Annotated in this window: 16 protein-coding genes; 9 read left to right on the top strand and 7 right to left on the bottom strand. The window is 72.4% G+C overall.

What is annotated here, in order from left to right; all coding sequences use genetic code 11:
• The first annotated feature begins 208 nt into the window (after positions 1–208).
• Complete coding sequence (locus OG896_RS01345) at positions 209–427, top strand: hypothetical protein (protein ID WP_329361559.1); 219 nt, start codon at positions 209–211, stop codon at positions 425–427.
• Positions 428–646: 219 nt separating this feature from the next.
• On the opposite strand, the gene glgX is transcribed toward OG896_RS01345, so the two are convergent.
• Together glgX and OG896_RS01335 are read right to left on the bottom strand one after the other, a co-directional pair.
• Positions 647–2,773, bottom strand: coding sequence for a glycogen debranching protein GlgX (gene glgX / locus OG896_RS01340; RefSeq protein ID WP_329361557.1), 2,127 nt, complete (start codon positions 2,771–2,773; stop codon positions 647–649).
• A 10-nt stretch (positions 2,774–2,783) separates the two neighbouring features.
• Positions 2,784–3,188 carry a YkvA family protein gene (locus tag OG896_RS01335; protein ID WP_329361556.1) on the bottom strand — a complete coding sequence of 135 codons (405 nt, stop codon included), beginning with the start codon at positions 3,186–3,188 and terminating at the stop codon, positions 2,784–2,786.
• Positions 3,189–3,389: 201 nt separating this feature from the next.
• On the opposite strand from OG896_RS01335, the gene OG896_RS01330 reads away from it, so the two are divergent.
• A complete protein-coding gene (locus OG896_RS01330) occupies positions 3,390–3,797 on the top strand; it encodes an ATP-binding protein (protein WP_329361554.1) in 408 nt (135 codons plus the stop codon).
• Between the two features lie 190 nt (positions 3,798–3,987).
• On the opposite strand, the gene OG896_RS01325 is transcribed toward OG896_RS01330, so the two are convergent.
• The gene (locus tag OG896_RS01325; protein ID WP_328473210.1) at positions 3,988–4,254 is read right to left on the bottom strand and encodes a GlsB/YeaQ/YmgE family stress response membrane protein; all 267 of its coding nucleotides are present in this window, start codon (positions 4,252–4,254) and stop codon (positions 3,988–3,990) included.
• 235 nt (positions 4,255–4,489) lie between these two features.
• Here OG896_RS01325 and OG896_RS01320 point away from each other — a divergent pair, with 235 nt between their 5' ends.
• On the top strand, positions 4,490–4,954 hold the full coding sequence (locus OG896_RS01320) for an ATP-binding protein (RefSeq protein WP_402446044.1): 465 nt from the start codon (positions 4,490–4,492) through the stop codon (positions 4,952–4,954).
• Positions 4,955–5,051: 97 nt separating this feature from the next.
• Here the strand turns inward: OG896_RS01320 and OG896_RS01315 are convergent, their stop codons facing one another.
• Positions 5,052–5,357: a MazG-like family protein gene (locus tag OG896_RS01315; RefSeq protein WP_329361551.1), complete on the bottom strand. Its 306-nt coding sequence runs from the start codon at positions 5,355–5,357 to the stop codon at positions 5,052–5,054.
• Positions 5,358–5,644: 287 nt separating this feature from the next.
• Here OG896_RS01315 and OG896_RS01310 point away from each other — a divergent pair, with 287 nt between their 5' ends.
• Positions 5,645–6,127 (top strand): GNAT family N-acetyltransferase, encoded by a 483-nt coding sequence (locus OG896_RS01310; RefSeq protein WP_329361549.1) that lies wholly within the window; start codon positions 5,645–5,647, stop codon positions 6,125–6,127.
• Between the two features lie 164 nt (positions 6,128–6,291).
• Here OG896_RS01310 and OG896_RS01305 read toward each other — a convergent pair whose 3' ends face one another.
• Positions 6,292–7,080 carry a class I SAM-dependent methyltransferase gene (locus OG896_RS01305; protein WP_329361547.1) on the bottom strand — a complete coding sequence of 263 codons (789 nt, stop codon included), beginning with the start codon at positions 7,078–7,080 and terminating at the stop codon, positions 6,292–6,294.
• A 113-nt stretch (positions 7,081–7,193) separates the two neighbouring features.
• Positions 7,194–7,589, bottom strand: coding sequence for a hypothetical protein (locus tag OG896_RS01300; protein ID WP_329361545.1), 396 nt, complete (start codon positions 7,587–7,589; stop codon positions 7,194–7,196).
• 276 nt (positions 7,590–7,865) lie between these two features.
• On the opposite strand from OG896_RS01300, the gene OG896_RS01295 reads away from it, so the two are divergent.
• The 5 genes from OG896_RS01295 to OG896_RS01275 all read left to right on the top strand — a co-directional run bounded on the left by OG896_RS01295 (position 7,866) and on the right by OG896_RS01275 (position 11,483).
• Positions 7,866–8,027, top strand: coding sequence for a hypothetical protein (locus OG896_RS01295; protein WP_329361544.1), 162 nt, complete (start codon positions 7,866–7,868; stop codon positions 8,025–8,027).
• A 276-nt stretch (positions 8,028–8,303) separates the two neighbouring features.
• The gene (locus OG896_RS01290; protein ID WP_329361542.1) at positions 8,304–9,521 is read left to right on the top strand and encodes a helix-turn-helix domain-containing protein; all 1,218 of its coding nucleotides are present in this window, start codon (positions 8,304–8,306) and stop codon (positions 9,519–9,521) included.
• Between the two features lie 164 nt (positions 9,522–9,685).
• Entirely contained in the window at positions 9,686–9,919 is a 234-nt protein-coding gene (locus OG896_RS01285; RefSeq protein WP_329361540.1) for a hypothetical protein, read from the top strand.
• A gap of 85 nt (positions 9,920–10,004) precedes the next feature.
• Complete coding sequence (locus OG896_RS01280; RefSeq protein ID WP_329361538.1) at positions 10,005–10,523, top strand: DUF6907 domain-containing protein; 519 nt, start codon at positions 10,005–10,007, stop codon at positions 10,521–10,523.
• Between the two features lie 66 nt (positions 10,524–10,589).
• A complete protein-coding gene (locus OG896_RS01275) occupies positions 10,590–11,483 on the top strand; it encodes a helix-turn-helix domain-containing protein (protein ID WP_329361536.1) in 894 nt (297 codons plus the stop codon).
• Positions 11,484–11,522: 39 nt separating this feature from the next.
• Here OG896_RS01275 and OG896_RS01270 read toward each other — a convergent pair whose 3' ends face one another.
• Complete coding sequence (locus OG896_RS01270; RefSeq protein WP_329361534.1) at positions 11,523–14,699, bottom strand: discoidin domain-containing protein; 3,177 nt, start codon at positions 14,697–14,699, stop codon at positions 11,523–11,525.
• Positions 14,700–15,258: the final 559 nt, after the last annotated feature.

Below are 15,258 nucleotides of genomic sequence, written 5' to 3'. Positions count from 1 at the left end.
GGCGCCCGGTTCGGGCGCTGCCCGGTACCGGGCGGATACATCTTCCCGGGTGTGCCCGGCGGCTCCTCCGGCCCGTTCGCGGCAGTGACGACGGCGGCAGTGACGGCGGCGGCAGTGACGGCGGCGGCGGGGGAGACCGCGGCCGTTTGCCGGTGGCGGTCGGGGCAAGGCGACCGGGAGAAGCGGTGGACGGCGGTTGGAGGACCGTATGCGGACCGGGTTCGGTGTGCTGCTCGCCCTGTGGGGCGTCTTCTTCGTGGTCTTCAGCCGGCGGTTCGCCCGCGGGCAGTACCCGCACAGCCGGGTCGCCGCCCGGGAGGCCGCCGCGGGCGGCGTCGGCCCGCGGCGCGGCACCACCGCGCTCAACGTGCTGGCCGGCGCCGCCCTGGCCGTCTGCGGAGTGCTGCTGGCGGTCGGGGCGTTCTGAGCCCCGGGGCCGCCCGCGGGCGCGAGGCCGACCCGGGGCCGCCACGGGCGGCGGTCACCCAGCGGTACGGGCGCGGAACCGTAAGCCGGTTCCGCGCCCGCAGCGCGTCATCGCGCCCGTACTCCGTCATCGTGCCGGTAGCGCGTCATCCGCGCCCGGACCGGACCGGATGAGACGCGCCCGGACCGGACCGGACCAGACCCGACCGGGCCGAGCCGGTCAGCCGGTCCCGTCCGGCACCCGCATCAGCACGACCGCCGCCCGCGCCTCGACCTTGAGGGTGTCCCCGGCCGCGAACCGCACCGCGGGGTCGGCGTCGCCCGCGGAGCGCTCCGCGGTGTCCACCACCACGCTCCAGCCGTGCCCGAACTCGCCCGGCGGCAGCCGGAACGCCACGTGCTCCCAGTGCGCGTTGAACAGCAGCAGGAACGAGTCGTCGGTGATCGCCTGCCCGTGCGCGTCCGGTTCGGAGATCGCGTCGCCGTTGAGGTGCACCGCGATCGCGTGCGCGTCCCGCCGCGCCCAGTCGCGCTCCGCCATCTCCCGGCCGTCCGGGCGCAGCCAGGTCAGGTCCCCGGGGCCGCCGTCGCTGCCGACGCCGCCACGGAAGAACCGGCGCCGGCGGAAGATCGGGTGACCGCGGCGCAGCGCGATCAACCGCCGGGTGAAGTCCAGCAGGTCGCGCTGCTCGGCATCCAACTCCCAGTCGGTCCAGGACAGTTCGTTGTCCTGGCAGTAGGCGTTGTTGTTGCCGCGCTGGGTGCGGCCCATCTCGTCGCCGTGCAGCAGCATCGGCACGCCCTGCGAGACCAGCAGCGTGGTCAGCAGGTTGCGCTGCTGCCGGGCCCGCAGCGTCAGCACGCCGCGGTCGTCGGTGTCGCCCTCGGCGCCGCAGTTCCAGGACCGGTTGTGGCTCTCGCCGTCCTGGTTGCCCTCGCCGTTGGCGTCGTTGTGCTTGTCGTTGTACGACACCAGGTCGCGCAGCGTGAAGCCGTCGTGCGCCGTCACGAAGTCCACCCCGGCGCGCGGCCTGCGGTGCTCGCCCGCGTACAGGTCGGAGGAGCCGGTCAGCCGGGAGGCGAACTCCGGCAGCACGCCGTCGCGGGCCCGCCAGAAGTCCCGCACCGTGTCCCGGTAGCGGCCGTTCCACTCGCTCCACAGCGGCGGGAAGTTGCCGACCTGGTAGCCGCCGTCGCCGACGTCCCACGGCTCGGCGATCAGCTTGACCCGCGACACCACCGGGTCCTGCTGCACCAGGTCGAAGAACGCGGAGAGCCGGTCCACCTCGTGGAACTGCCGGGCCAGCGTGGCCGCCAGGTCGAACCGGAACCCGTCGACGTGCATCTCGGTCACCCAGTAGCGCAGGCTGTCCATGATCAGCTGGAGCACGTGCGGGCTGCGCATCAGCAGGCTGTTGCCGGTGCCGGTGGTGTCGAAGTACGACGCCGGCTCGTCGTCCACCAGCCGGTAGTACGACGCGTTGTCGATCCCGCGGAAGGAGAGCGTCGGGCCCAGGTGGTTGCCCTCGGCGGTGTGGTTGTAGACCACGTCGAGGATCACCTCGATCCCGGCCGCGTGCAGCGCCTTGACCATCGACTTGAACTCGGTGACCTGCCCGCCGCAACCGCCCGCGGAGGAGTAGCCGTTGTGCGGGGCGAAGAAGCCGATGGTGTTGTAGCCCCAGTAGTTGGTCAGGCCGCGGCCGAGCAGATGGCCGTCCTGCACGTACTGGTGCACCGGCATCAGCTCCACCGCGGTGACGCCCAGCTTCGTCAGGTGCTCGATCACCGCCGGGTGGCCCAGGCCCGCGTAGGTGCCGCGGATCTCCGCGGGCAGGCCCGGGTGGGTCATGGTCAGCCCGCGCACGTGCGCCTCGTACATCACCGTCTCGTGGTACGGCCGCTTCGGCAGCCGGTCGTCGCCCCAGTCGAAGTACGGGTCGGCGACCACCGAGAGCATCGCGTGCGGCAGGCTGTCGGCGGTGTCGGGCGTGTCCGGGTCGCCGTCGCGGTATCCGAGCAGCGAGGGGTGGCCGTCGGCCTGGCCCTCGACCGCCTTGGCGTACGGGTCGAGCAGCAGCTTGGCGGGGTTGCAGCGGTGCCCGCGCGCCGGGTCGTACGGGCCGTGCACCCGGAAGCCGTAGCGCTGCCCGGGGCCGACGCCGGGCAGGTAGGCGTGCCGGATGACACCGTCGACCTCGGTCAGGGTCACCCGCGTCTCCTTGCGCGAGTCGTCGAGCAGACACAGCTCGACCTTCTCGGCGACCTCGGAGAAAAGCGCGAAATTGGTGCCGGTGCCGTCGAAGGTGGCGCCGAGCGGAAAGGGGTGGCCACTCCATTTGTGCATTTCCGAAACCTTACTGTCGGTACTGCCTCTCCCACTCGACATAGCGGCCCGACTCGCGGACGAGGCCCGTGACGAACCAAAGAACCACCGCCGAGTCATCCGTCCAGCCCAGCACCGGAATCACGTCCGGAATCGCGTCGATCGGTGAGAGCACGTACAGCGCGGCGAGCAGCGAGAACGCCGCCAGCCGGCGCCGGGACAGCCCCGGGTAGCGGCGGCCGAGCACCGCGGCGACCATCCGCGGCGTCGCGACCAGCCGCCGGGCCAGCCCCGGGGCCCCCGGGCGACGGGTCTCGCGGTACAGCCCCCAGGCCGAGCGGCCTGCGCTCAGGCGGGTGGGCGTCGTCGTGCGTGCGGACTTCGCCGTGCGGTCGGGCGTCGTCGTACCCGCCGGCGTGCGCACCGTCCTGGCCATGGCCGTCCTCCGTGTCCGTCATCCTTGGATTCCCCTCCGTCGTGGTGTGCCGTACCGGTCGTACGGGTCCTTCAGAGCGTTCCTGTCCGACTTCCGTGCATCCATCTACGCCGATCCGCGCAGATACCCGGGCGTCCCGGGTAGGAGAGCGTTGCAGCCGCTCATGCGGGGCAGTGGACGAGTGGTCATGGGGTGAAGGCCGTGGAGGACGTGCAAGCCCGCGGAACGGGTACCGACCGGGTGGACCTGGTGTGCCGGCCGGAAGCCGCCGCCGAGGCCAGAAGTGCGGCGAGAGCGTTCCTCGACGGACTGTCCCCCCGGGTGGGGGCCGCCGTCGCCGAGAACCTGCTGCTCATGGTCTCCGAACTCGTGACGAACGCGATCCGACACGCGGGAGGGGCACTCGAAGTCCGGTTCAGCAGCACCCCGGAGCGCCTGCACGTCGCCGTCGACGACGCCAGCCCGTCGATGCCCCGGCTGCGCCGTCCGGACTGGACCGGGCGCACCGGCGGCTTCGGCTGGTCCATGGTGCACAAGCTCGCCGACGGCCTGGCGATCCACCCGCGCGACGGCGGGGGGAAGACGGTGGCGGCGTTCCTGGCGCGGTAGCGGGGTGACCCGGTTCGGCGGCGCCGTTGCGGCGCCGCCGGCCGTACCGCTGCTCGCCGTACCGCCGCCCGCCGTACCGCTGCCCGTCGCCCGAACCCGTACCCGTACCGGACGGCCGCACGCCTCCGCACACGGCGACACGCCGCTCCGCGCGAGGGCGGGGCGGCGCGTGCTGCGCCGGCACCGGCCGTTACCGGTGGCTGTAGCCGCGCCGGTCCAGGGCGGAGATGCCCACGGCCGCCAGCCCGATCTGGATCAGCCACTCGATCCAGTCCACGCCGTGGGTATGGGCCACGCCCACCCAACTGGCGATCGCGGCGCCGACGAACGCGGCCACGATGCCGATCAGGATCGTCCACACCACCCCGATGTGCTGGCGGCCCGGCACGACCAGCCGCCCCAGCACGCCGATGATGATGCCGATCACGATGGCACTGATGATCCCCGAGATCTCCACGACAACCTCCGCATGTCACGTTCCGCCACGTTCTGTCATGTGCACTCTCAGGAGTCGCTTGCCCCCGCATCGGCCCCGCACACGGCCCGCCCCGCCGCGACGGCGAGTGCGCCGGCGCGTGCCCCGGGAGTATGCGGAAGGAGAGTGCCGCGGGATGTATTGACCCGTGCGGGACGGGGTATACGGCTCGCGTCGCGTACGACGAACGTACGGGGAACGGACAAGGGGCGCGGGGATGAACGACAGCACGACGGCCGAGCACGGCCGGGCCCCGGCGGCGACGCCCGACCTGTGGGTCGGCGCGGCGTACGACGGCGACACCGGCTCGATCGCGGTCGCCCGCGCCATGGCCGCGGCCTTCCTCGACCGCGCCCGCGACCGGCACGGCCTGCCCGTACCGGCCCAGGCGCACGCCGACGCCCAGCTCGTGGTGAGCGAGCTGGTCACCAACGCGGTGAAGTACGCCCCCGGGCCCTGCGTGCTCAACCTGGAGATCCGCGGCCCGGTGCTGGAGATCACCACCTGGGACACCGACGCCACGCTGCCGCTCGCCCGCGCCGCCGAGCCCGGCCGGATCGGCCAGCACGGCCTGGAGATCGTCTTCGCGCTCTGCGACGGCTTCGAGGTCCGCCGCGAACCGGTCGGCAAGCGGATCACGGTCCGCCTGGCGCTCGGCCCGATCGGCCCGTTCGACGTATAGGCCCGTTACGCCGCCGGACCGGCCCGTGACCGGCCCGGCCCGGACTGGCCTGGTCCGGGCCCGGGCGAGCCCCCTCGGCGTGCGGTGCGAACGGCGTTCAGCCGTCGCTCGTCCTGACCAGCGCTCCGTGCGCGTTGCGCTCGTACGTGCGCCGCTTGTTCTTCTCGATCTTCCGGGCGACCTCGGCGTCGAGGTCCAGCCCGTTCATCTGCGCCAGGGCGGTCAGATAGAGGAAGACGTCGGCCAACTCCTCCCCGAAGTCGGCATGCCCCTTGCGCCACGCGGTGAACGCCTCGCCCACCTCGGCGGTGAGCAGCCCGAACTCCAGGGCCACATCGTCGATGTTGAAGCCCTTGGCGAGCTTGTTCTCCCAGGCGAGCTGCTGGGCGGATGCGATGTCCACGGCTCCTCCGAAGCGGTGCGGCGCGTGCGGCCGCAGCCTAGCGGGCGCCCAGGTCCCGCCGTCTCGACCTACGGCTGTCGCCGCCCGGCCGACGGGAGTTCGGCGTATCGGCGTACGCCCCGCCGCTATGATGCGGGCCATGGAGTGTTTTGCCACGTGGCGTACGCGCCGCTGAGGGACCGGCCCGACGCCGATGTCGTGGCCGGGAGCGGGCCGATGCCGTTGTTCGCTCGGTCACCACGCCTCACCGCGTCTCAGCACGCCCTCAGTCCGAAAGGCACACTCCCATGCGTATCCGTGCGTTCACCCCGCACGACCTGGCACCACTCACCGAACTGACCATCGCGACGTTCCGGCCGTTCTACGAGGACTCCTTCCGCCCGCTGGTGGGCGAGGCCGTCTTCGCCGTCCAACACGGGAACTGGCGTGAGGACTACCGCGAACAGGTGGCCGAACTCCACGCGCCCGAACGGCACCGGTACGTCGCCCTCGCCGAAGACGAGGACGCCCTCGCGGGCTACGTGGCGTGGAGCGTCGACCCGACCCGCAAGAAGGGCGACGTCACGATCCTCGCCGTCTCGGCCCGGCACCGGCGGCACCGCGTGGGCACCGCCCTGTGCGAACACGCCTTTGCGCAGATGCGGGCCCTCGGCGCCGAGGTCGTCGAGATCGGCACCGGGGGAGACGGGTTCCACGCACCGGCCCGGGCGCTCTACGAGGCGCTCGGGTGCACACCGGTTCCGCTCACCGTCTATTTCCGCCGGCTCTGACGCCTCCCGGACGGGCGCCTCCCGCGCCCGTCCGGGTGCGGTACTGGCGGTGCCGGGTACGGCTCGCATCACGTCCCGGGACGCCCAGGCCGGTGTCCAGGCGGGGCGCGAGGAGGCGCGGGCCGCGTACCGGCCGTTCCGCCGCCGGATACCGGGACAGCGTCTCAGTCGGCGTGCAGGACGAAGAACAGGAAGCACAGGAAGCGGGAGCGGGCGGCGGCTTCGTCGGGGAACAGGTCGCGGGCGGCCGGATCGGGCGCCGGCTCGCTGATGGCCGTGATCCGGAAGCCGGCCGCCGTGAACGCGTCGGTCATCGCGTGCAGCGGCCGGTGCCAGCGGCTCACCGGGGCGCTCTGGTCGCCGAAGGTCCACTCCTCGACCCAGTTCGTGGTGTCGAAGTACCCGTACTCGTCCTGGCGGCCGGCCTCGCGGTGCATCAGGTTGATGGCGAAAGGGTGCTCCACGGCCGTGATCAGCCGGCCGCCGGGCTTGAGTACGCGCCGCAGCTCGGCCAGCGCCGGACCCCAGTCCTTCAGATAGTGCAGCACCAGGGCCGCTGTGACGTCGTCGAACGTGTCGTCGGCGTAGGGAAGGGGGCTGCCCAGGTCGGCCAACTGAAGGTCCGCGTCGTCGCCGAGACGCTTCCGGGCCAGCTCCAGCATCCGGGTGCTCGCGTCGAAACCGCTCACGACGGCGCCGCGGTCGCGCAGTTCGGCGATCAGGGGGCCGGAACCGCAGCCCGCGTCGAGAATCCGGCGCCCGGACACCTCTCCGGCGAGGGCCAGCATCGCGGGCCGCTGGTAGTAGGCATTGATGAGGCCGGCTTCGTTCGCGGCCGTGTACCCCTCGGCGAAGACGTCGTAGGGGTTCACTTCCGGCGTATCCACAGGCGCGGCGGAGGGCGAGGCAAGCCCGGCGGAGGGTGCGTTCACCTGTTGGTGGTCCGAAGTCATGGTGCGAGAGACGTGTGCCGGCGTCCCTTCGGTTCCTGGCCGCACACCGTCTCCTCCCTCGGGTAGGACCGACTCGCCCTACGCCACCGCGAAGTTCTCGGCGCGCTGGGCCCTCACACGCTGGGAGGCCAGACGGGCGGCCACTGGTCGCCGTCCTCCTGGCAGAACCGTCGCCCGGACACGTGCATGGCCAGTTCCGGCCGCCACTCCTCGCGATAGTCCGGGTCATCGTGGAACGCCAGCGCCAGGCGCCGGACACGCAGGCAGGGCCACTGCTCCACATCGATCTCGACGTAACTGGAGAACTCCGAGCCCGGCTCGATCCGCGAGCACGTGACGCAGCCCGTGAACATCACCATCCTCGACTCGAACCGCCCTCCGCCCCGCTCCACGTACCAGGCGGGCATGCGCTTCGGCTCGTGGTCGAGGAGCGACGCGAACCCGTCCTCGTCGATCCGCGACAGCAGGAAGCCGAGCAGCGCCTCCGCGTACGGCTCGAAGCTGGGCACAGCGGAGTCCTTCGGGGGAATGGTGGCCTCAAGCAGCCCTGACGGCGTGGTGCGAGGGTGGGGGCGGCTGGACCGCGAGGCGGGGAGAACGGTTCGGGTCGGTCCTGTTGGTGTGACGCCGTCCCTGGCTCGTGCGGTTCCCTCGCGTCGTATCCGCAGGGGGCATCTCGCGGCTGCCGACTCAGCGCGCCCAGAGCGGAGTCGGCGCCCGGGTGGACTGCCCACTGAGGTGTTCTCGGCAACCTGACGGTTGCGTTGCGTGACGATCGTCGGCCGTTGGCCACGCGGGTTCCGTACGGCCCCAGTTCGCGTGCCGAGGACGACGCGATGTCGAGCCGCGCCGCCTTGCTCGCCCCGTACTGCGCCTGCGGTCCGGGCTTCCACCCGGAGATCGTCGAGACGACCACGATCGACGCGCCGCCCGAAGCCTGCGGGTGAGGCGTGGCACAGGCGGCGAGCCAGCAAGGTGGCCGACGTTGTGGACCAGTCCCCGGGCGTAGTTCCGCCGAGATCCTGGCCCCGGGCGCCCCCGCGCTGGCGACGACGCCGTCAAGGCCGCCGGGCGAGGCAGCGACAGAGGGCACGGGTTGCTCCCATGCTCCGGCACAGCGACATCCAGAGGCGGGTGAAGAACTCGTCGTCGGCAGCCGGCGAACGGTCGTTCGTGGGGGGCCGGGCGTACCGTGGGATCAGCATCCTCTGGCGGGGGTTCACATGGCACATGACACGACCATCGGCGACCGCATCCGAGCGTTGCGGGACTTCCGCGATGTGACGCAGGAACAGCTCGCGGTGCGGGCGGGCTGCTCGGTGGACACGATTCGCAAACTGGAGCAGGGCGTACGGAGCACGGCGAGCCTGGCCACGCTGCGTGCGCTGGCCCGCGCACTGGACGTCGAGCTGGAGCGGCTGCTCGGCCAGCCCACCGTGACCAGCACCAGCCCGGACGACGGCGGTCTGCTCGACCTGCGCGACGCCATCCAGGACATCGGGTCCTTGCCCGGCCTCGCTGACGATCTCGCCGACGACGCACCGGACGCCGAGGCGTGGATGGCCGCGGTCGGCAGCGCGACCGCGCTCTACTGGCAGGGCGGCTACTCGGAGTTGTCCGGGGTGCTGCCGCTGCTGTTGCGGGACGGTCGGGCGGTCACCCGGGACGCCACCGGGCCCGGCGCCGAGCGAGTGTGGGCGCGGCTCGCGCTGGCCTACCAAATCGCCGCGTCGCTGGCCACGCAGTCAGGTCACCCGGACTGGGCGTTTCAGGCGGTTGAGCGGCAACTCGTCGCGGCCGAGCGCGCGTCCGACCCGCTGATGTCCGGCATGGGCGTGTCCACGCTGTCGTGGGTGCTGCTCCGGCAAGGGCGGTGGGAGCAGGCGCAGGCCGTGGCCGAGCGGAAGGCGGACGAGATCGAGCCGGGGTTTCGCCACGCGAGCCCGCGGCATCTCGCGGTGTACGGGAACCTGCTGATTGCGGCGGCGACTCCGGCGGCCCGCCGGGACCAGCATGACGACGCGGCCGAGATGCTGCGGGTGGCCGAGGCGGCGGCGGTGCGGTCCGGGCCGACACGGGCGTACGGCAGCGCGTTCAGTGTGACGGACGTGCAGACGCAGGCGGTGAACGTGGCGCTCGCCGGTGCGAGCCCGCGACCGGGCGACGCGTTGACGTTGGCCCAGCGCGTGGATCTCGGTGCGATCTCCCGGCCGGTGCACGCCGCGAGCCACCGCGTGGACGTGGCGCAGGCGCAGCACCAGGCCGGCGACTGCGACGGGTCGCTGGCGACGCTGTTGGAGGTCGAGCGGCAGCAACCGGAGTGGATCAGGTACCAGACCGCCGTGGCCGCCACGGTGCGGGACATGCTGGAGGCCGAGCGGCGCCGGAACTCCCCGTTGCGCGGGCTCGCGTCCCGGATCGGCGTCGACCCGACCTTATGAGGTAGGGCGTGCTGTCCTACCTTGCGGCTGAACCGGCCGTGGACTGGTGATGTCCGTCCCTGTGACGCGATGGGCACGCTGCGTAGCGTGGTTGTTACGAGCGCTGCCGTCACACTCCCATCAGGACGACGGCGCCCCGTACACCGCAGGGAGCCGTTATGCCGATGCCCAACACGTTGAAAGCAGGCCTGACCGACGTTCAGCACGTCGCCATGGACCTGCGGCGACTTCTGCGCGACCTCGGCACGGACGAGCAGGTGCTCCGGCGCGTGATGCCGCTCACCGACCTTGACGGTGCTGAGTTCGTGCACACGCCGCCACTGCCGGTGGAGGTCGTGCAGCACCTTGTGCGCCTGCTGCCGGCGCCCCCTGCGCCCAGACGGGTGGACCTTCGGTGAGCGCCCGCCCGGCCCGTATGGCGGCAACTCGCTTCCGCACCCGGCACGTTCCCACCTCCCCCATCACGACAAGGAAGCCCGCGCGATGAGTCCCGCTGTCCCGTCCCCGCACGCACACACCCTCCTGCCCGCCGGCTTATCGGCTCCCGGACCCGCCCGGCGCTGGGCGATCACCACAACCGACGGTCAGAGCCGCAGTGGCTACCTGCCCCCGTGGGCGACTGACGACCCGAGCGAACAGGGTGTGGCGCCGGGGGAGTTGGGTGAGCGGCTGGACGACGTCAACCACTACGTGGAGTTCGCGGGGCGGACCGTCTCGGTCTACGCGCCCGGCGGCGGGGAGCCGTTGGTGCGGGACGAGGAGATCCTGCACGGCAGCATCGACTGCAACCCCTACGCGCCCGGGGACGAGCCGCGCATTCCCGTGGTCAACATCCGTCTGTCCGACCAGAGCTGGCTCACCGACCTCGGACCCGAGGATCTGGCCGGGCTCGCCGCCCAACTGCGGGAGCAGGCCCGCCGCTTGGACTACAAGGTCCGCCCCGCGCTCATCGCCGCCCGCGACGACTGGGCGGCCCACCACCCGCCGGTACCCGACGCATAGAGCCGGCCGCGTGCCGAGGCACGTACACCCACCACCAATGCCGACACCTCAGCGAAGGAATCCGTGATGGCCAGCAGTGACAGCGAAGTCGGCGGGAGCAGGGGCACCCGGAAGGGCGTCATCGACTGGGAGTGGTTATCGGCGCGGGAGTTGTACGCCAGTGAACTCGCCTGTCGGCGGCAGCAGGCGGGGCTGACGCTGATGGAGCTGGCGGGGTTGTGCATGTACGAGCAGTCGTACCTGCACCGGCTGGAGCGGGGGCAGCGCCTCGGGACCATGGAGGCGGCTGCCGCGCTGGACAAGGTGTACGGCACCGGCGACCTCCTGGTGAAGCTGTGGCACCTGGCCAAACGCGAGGCGAAGGACCGCCCGTTCCTGGGACTTGCCCCGTTGGAGGCGGACGCGGTGAGCGTCCAGGAATACGCCGTCAGCGCCATCCCCTACCTCCTCCAGACCCGCGCCTACGCCGAGGAGCAACTGAGCACCGTCCGCCCGCACCGGGTCAAGGAGTTGGGCGCCCAGGTCGCCGTACGGCTGAAGCGGCAAGACCGTCTCACCGGACCGAACCCCGTCCATTACCGCGCGTTGATCGACGAAGCCGTACTACGGCGCAAAGCCCGCGACCCCCACACCTGGACCGCCCAACTGGAACACCTGATCACGACAGCCCAGCAACCGGATGTCTCCCTGCACGTCGTCCCGTTCGGTACCGGCCCGCACCACATCCGCAGCTGCCTGGAACTCATCTTCTTCCAGGACGGCCACACCGTCGCCTACACCCAAAGCAGTTGGAGCGGCCACCTCGTCGAAGAACCCGAAGACGTCGAACCCCTGCGCCTCGCCTACGACCTGCTCCGCGACACCGCCCTCACGCCGGCGGACTCCCTGACCTTCCTCCGCACCACGCTGGACGAGCACACCGCGCCCGGGGCAGGCGGCAGCGGGGACCAGGCGCCGTGAGCACGGCACGCCTCGTCCCCGCCGCCAAACGCAGGCGACCTACTCCGCGCCGGTCACCGAAAGGGACACCAGGCGGGCGGCGCCGTTCGGGGAACCGTGCGGAGCACCGTCCGGCACCGCGAGCGCGACGTAGCGCGCGGAACCCTTCAGCCGCAGGGACGAGGTCGCGCGGGCGGGCAGCGTACCGGCCTGCTGGTAGGTCAGCCCGTCCCCGCTGGTCTCGACCCGCGCCGCGGGCACGCGCCCACCGGTCCAGCGAGCCGTGACCGTGCCGAGCGGGACGACCGCGCCGAGGTCGACGACCATGCGCCCGCCCGCCCCCGGCGTCCACGAGGTGTGCGGGTCGCCGTCCACCGCGGCGGCCGGGGAGGACATGCCCGGCGGCAGCGGCGACGTCGGGAAGGTGACGCGGCCGAGCGCGAGGTCGTCCAGCGGATACGGTGCGGCCCCCGGCAGAGCGACGGTGCGGGCGCGCCCCGAGCGGAGCGTGACGCGGACCGTACGGCCACCGGGAGCGGCGACCTCCACCCGGCAGGACGGGCCGCGCAGGACCACGGTCGCGGCGTCGCGCACCTCGGCGGTCAGCCCCGCGGGAAGCCGCCCGGAGGCGGCCCGCAACACGGCCCTCGCGGGCGCCAACTCCGCACCCGCAGAGCCGAGTTCGGCCCGGAAGGAGGTGCCGTGCGCGGTCACCGTCTGGCTGCCCGCGTACAAGGTGACCGCGCGGGTGTCCTGCGCCAGCGCCACCTGCGCGGTCACCGCCGAGCCGGAGAGGTTGAACAGGCTCAGGTGGCCGCCGGCCGTGGAGGCGCGCACCGCGTCGTGGTCGGTGCTCGGGGCCGGTCGCGCGGCCGCGGCCCGTACCGCCGCCGGGCTGCCGTCCGGGACGCCCTCGACCAGCAGCGGCTCGGCCGGCCCGTCCGAGAGGATCAGCGTGTCGCCGTACACGGACAGCGGGTTGGCCGCGCCGCGGACCACGAACCCGGCCCGGCCGTCGACGCTGATCCAGCCGCCCCGGCCGGTGAGGTCGGCGGGCGGGTAGGCGACCAGGTCCGTCCAGGTCGAGCCGTCCGTCGAGCCCTGCACGGTGTACGCCTGCCCGGCCGCGGCCTCCCAGCTCAGCGTGGCGCGGTCCACCGTGGCCGCCGCGCCGAGGTCCACCTCCAGCCAGCTGTCGCCGCGCGCGCGGTCCGCGACCGACACCGCCCAGCGGGTCGCCGGGTCGCCGTCCACCGCCAGCGCAGCGCCCTTGCCGTTGTCCGAGGAGGACGCGGTGGCGGTGCCGCCCCGCGCCAGGTCGGGACCGGAGGCACCGTCGCGGACCTCGAACGCGTAGACGGAGTAGCCGTATTGGGGGTTGCCGCGCCGCCCCTGCATCCGCAGGTAGCGGTAACTGCCCGCGGTGAACGTCAGGTTGTCGGTACGCGGCCCGGACGTCGGGTGCCCGGACTTGCCGCTGTCGGCCGCCGGCACGGTGACCGAACCGTCGGCAGTGGTGTACGTGCGGCTGCCGTCCAGGCCCGCGACGCCGGGCATGGTCAGGTTGAAGACCTCGACGTGGCCCTCGCCCGCGCCGGTACCCGCGGTGGCGTAGACGACCTCGCCGCCGGGCAGCGTGGTGAAGCCCGCGTACCCGCTGTCCAGGGCGAGCAGCACCGCGGACGCGTCGAGGCCGTCCCGCAGTTCGGTGTACGTGGCGACGTTGCGGCCGGTGACCTTGCCCGCCGTGCTCGGCAGGAACATCGGCGTGCTGCCGCTGAGCGAGAACAGCCAGTCGTCGTGGGCGGGTTGCCAGCAGAACTTCACGAAGCCCGGCTTGGTGACGGATGCGGCCCACGCGTTCGGCGTCTGGTGGGCGACCAGCCCCGGCCCGGTGCCGAAGTCGGTGACGCCGGAGGCCAGTCGGAAGAGTTCCTCCGCGGTGAGCGCGGTGACCGTCTCGCGCTGCGCGGCCCGCCACTCGTGCAGCAGATAGCTGATCGCGACTTCGGCGCGCGCCTCGGGCTCGTACTTCGGTTCCCCGGAGAACTTGGTGATCCGGTCGGCCGGGGCGTACGCCTGATACGCCGTCAGCCGCTCGGCGAGCGCGGTCTCGGCGCGCGCGGCGGCCCGGTCGCCCAGCACCTGGGCGAGGAACGCGACGGGGATGACGTCCCGCCCGTACAGGTGCTCGCGGTCGTTGACCATCGGCATCAGCGGCTCGCCGGCGTCGCTCATCACCGTGAGCAGGGAGGCCCACAGCCGGTCGGCGTTCGGCTGGGCGGCGAGGACCTCGGGCATGGGGCGGCCGGCGGTCAGGAAGTGGGCGGTGTTGCGGCCGGAGGTGCGCCACAACTCGCACTGGTAGTGCGGGCCGAACGAGCCGTGGTTCTCGACGATGAAGGTGTCGTACAGGTTCTGCGCGGTGTTGGCGCTGATCGGGACGCCGTCCACGACCGTCGGGTTGGCGAGGTCCGCGGCCGGCAGGCCGGTCTCGTTGCGGCTCCACTTGCCGTACCACGACGCCCAGTCGGGGTAGCTCGCGTCGTCCGAAGCCCACGCCAGCGCGGGCGCCAGGGACTGCGCGTAGACGCCCATCTCCTCCAGCTTGGTGTCGCCGACGTGGTTGCCGAGCAGCCCGTCGGGCGTCCAGGACCCGGACAGCGGGTCGTTGCCGGTGCCCAACGACGTGGTGTAGGCGGCCTGTTCGCGCACGATCGTGTCGACGTGCCCTTGCGTCACCGCGTCCAGCTGGTCCCACAGCAGGCGCGCGGCGAGCACGAAGTACAGCTGGAAGGTGGTGTCGAAGAAGAGCGTCTTGCCCCATTCGGTGCCGCCGGTCAGGCGGTTGGAGCCGGCGAAGTGCGAGATGGTGGCGAGGGTGCGCGAGCGCAGGGTGTCCTCGTCGATGCCGGTGACGGCGGCGTCGTAGCCGCCGCGGGTCAGCAGCAGCGCGTGGCCCAGCACCACGGCGAAGCCGAAGTCGGTGACCGTGTAGTGGCCGGCCTTGTCGTCCCACTGCGTTTCGGTCCACCGCGTGTGGCGCAGCAGCACCTGGTGGTACGTCGCCGCGATCGCGTCCGGCGGGGTGCTCGACGGCTTGATCCCGCCGGTCGCCGGTTTCGCGTCCCCGGCCGCGGCCGACGAGGCCGACGCGGGCGCCGCCGCCACCGCCGTCGGTACGGCCGCCAACGCGGCGGTGATTCCTGCCAGTTGGGTGAACCTGCGCCGGCTCATGGGGGATGTGTGGTGCTGCACGGGTGGCTCCATCCTCGGTGCGGGACGCCGTCGCGCGACTCGACAACGTTGTCAGGCGTGGGCCATTCTTCGCATCGCCGCGCGACGGCGTCAACCCCTGTGCGGGGGTGGGTGCCTGTACGGAGGTGGGTGGATGGGGGTGCCCGGCGAGGCGGGCGGCGGGTGGGACGGGGGACGCGGTGGGGTGTGGTGAGGTGCGGCGCGGCCCGGTCCGGGAGACCGGCGAGAAGTTTTCCGGAAGGTGCGCATGAGGGCCGGAAGGCGGGGCAGGCGGAGGTCAGCCCTTGCAGGGGACTCGCAAGGGAGGGTCCGATCGGTGGTGCGTCAGCCGACCCGGCGGACCCACGACCGGCGGCGCAACCCCCCCGCGGCGCCGGTCCGCGCCCGGCCGCCGACTTGCCCCCCAGGATGGCGGCCGGGTGCCCCACCCGGCTACGGGCCGATGACCGTTCGGCTGCCGCACCGACGAGACGACACAGGGCAGAACGCCTCCTCGCCTTCACCGCGATCGCCATCGGATCACCGAGCGCACCAACTC

Source organism: Streptomyces sp. NBC_00669 (genome assembly GCF_036226785.1).
Taxonomy (GTDB): domain Bacteria; phylum Actinomycetota; class Actinomycetes; order Streptomycetales; family Streptomycetaceae; genus Actinacidiphila.
This window is presented reverse-complemented; position numbering and strand designations above follow the sequence as displayed.

Bases quoted from the DNA above. Each gene is read 5' to 3' on its own strand.
- OG896_RS01345 (WP_329361559.1), top strand. From the start codon at position 209: ATGCGGACCGGGTTCGGTGTGCTGCTCGCCCTGTGGGGCGTCTTCTTC.
- glgX (WP_329361557.1), bottom strand. From the start codon at position 2,773: ATGCACAAATGGAGTGGCCACCCCTTTCCGCTCGGCGCCACCTTCGAC.
- OG896_RS01335 (WP_329361556.1), bottom strand. From the start codon at position 3,188: ATGGCCAGGACGGTGCGCACGCCGGCGGGTACGACGACGCCCGACCGC.
- OG896_RS01320 (WP_402446044.1), top strand. From the start codon at position 4,490: ATGAACGACAGCACGACGGCCGAGCACGGCCGGGCCCCGGCGGCGACG.
- OG896_RS01310 (WP_329361549.1), top strand. From the start codon at position 5,645: ATGCGTATCCGTGCGTTCACCCCGCACGACCTGGCACCACTCACCGAA.
- OG896_RS01305 (WP_329361547.1), bottom strand. From the start codon at position 7,080: ATGACTTCGGACCACCAACAGGTGAACGCACCCTCCGCCGGGCTTGCC.
- OG896_RS01290 (WP_329361542.1), top strand. From the start codon at position 8,304: ATGGCACATGACACGACCATCGGCGACCGCATCCGAGCGTTGCGGGAC.
- OG896_RS01285 (WP_329361540.1), top strand. From the start codon at position 9,686: ATGCCCAACACGTTGAAAGCAGGCCTGACCGACGTTCAGCACGTCGCC.
- OG896_RS01280 (WP_329361538.1), top strand. From the start codon at position 10,005: ATGAGTCCCGCTGTCCCGTCCCCGCACGCACACACCCTCCTGCCCGCC.
- OG896_RS01275 (WP_329361536.1), top strand. From the start codon at position 10,590: ATGGCCAGCAGTGACAGCGAAGTCGGCGGGAGCAGGGGCACCCGGAAG.
- OG896_RS01270 (WP_329361534.1), bottom strand. From the start codon at position 14,699: ATGAGCCGGCGCAGGTTCACCCAACTGGCAGGAATCACCGCCGCGTTG.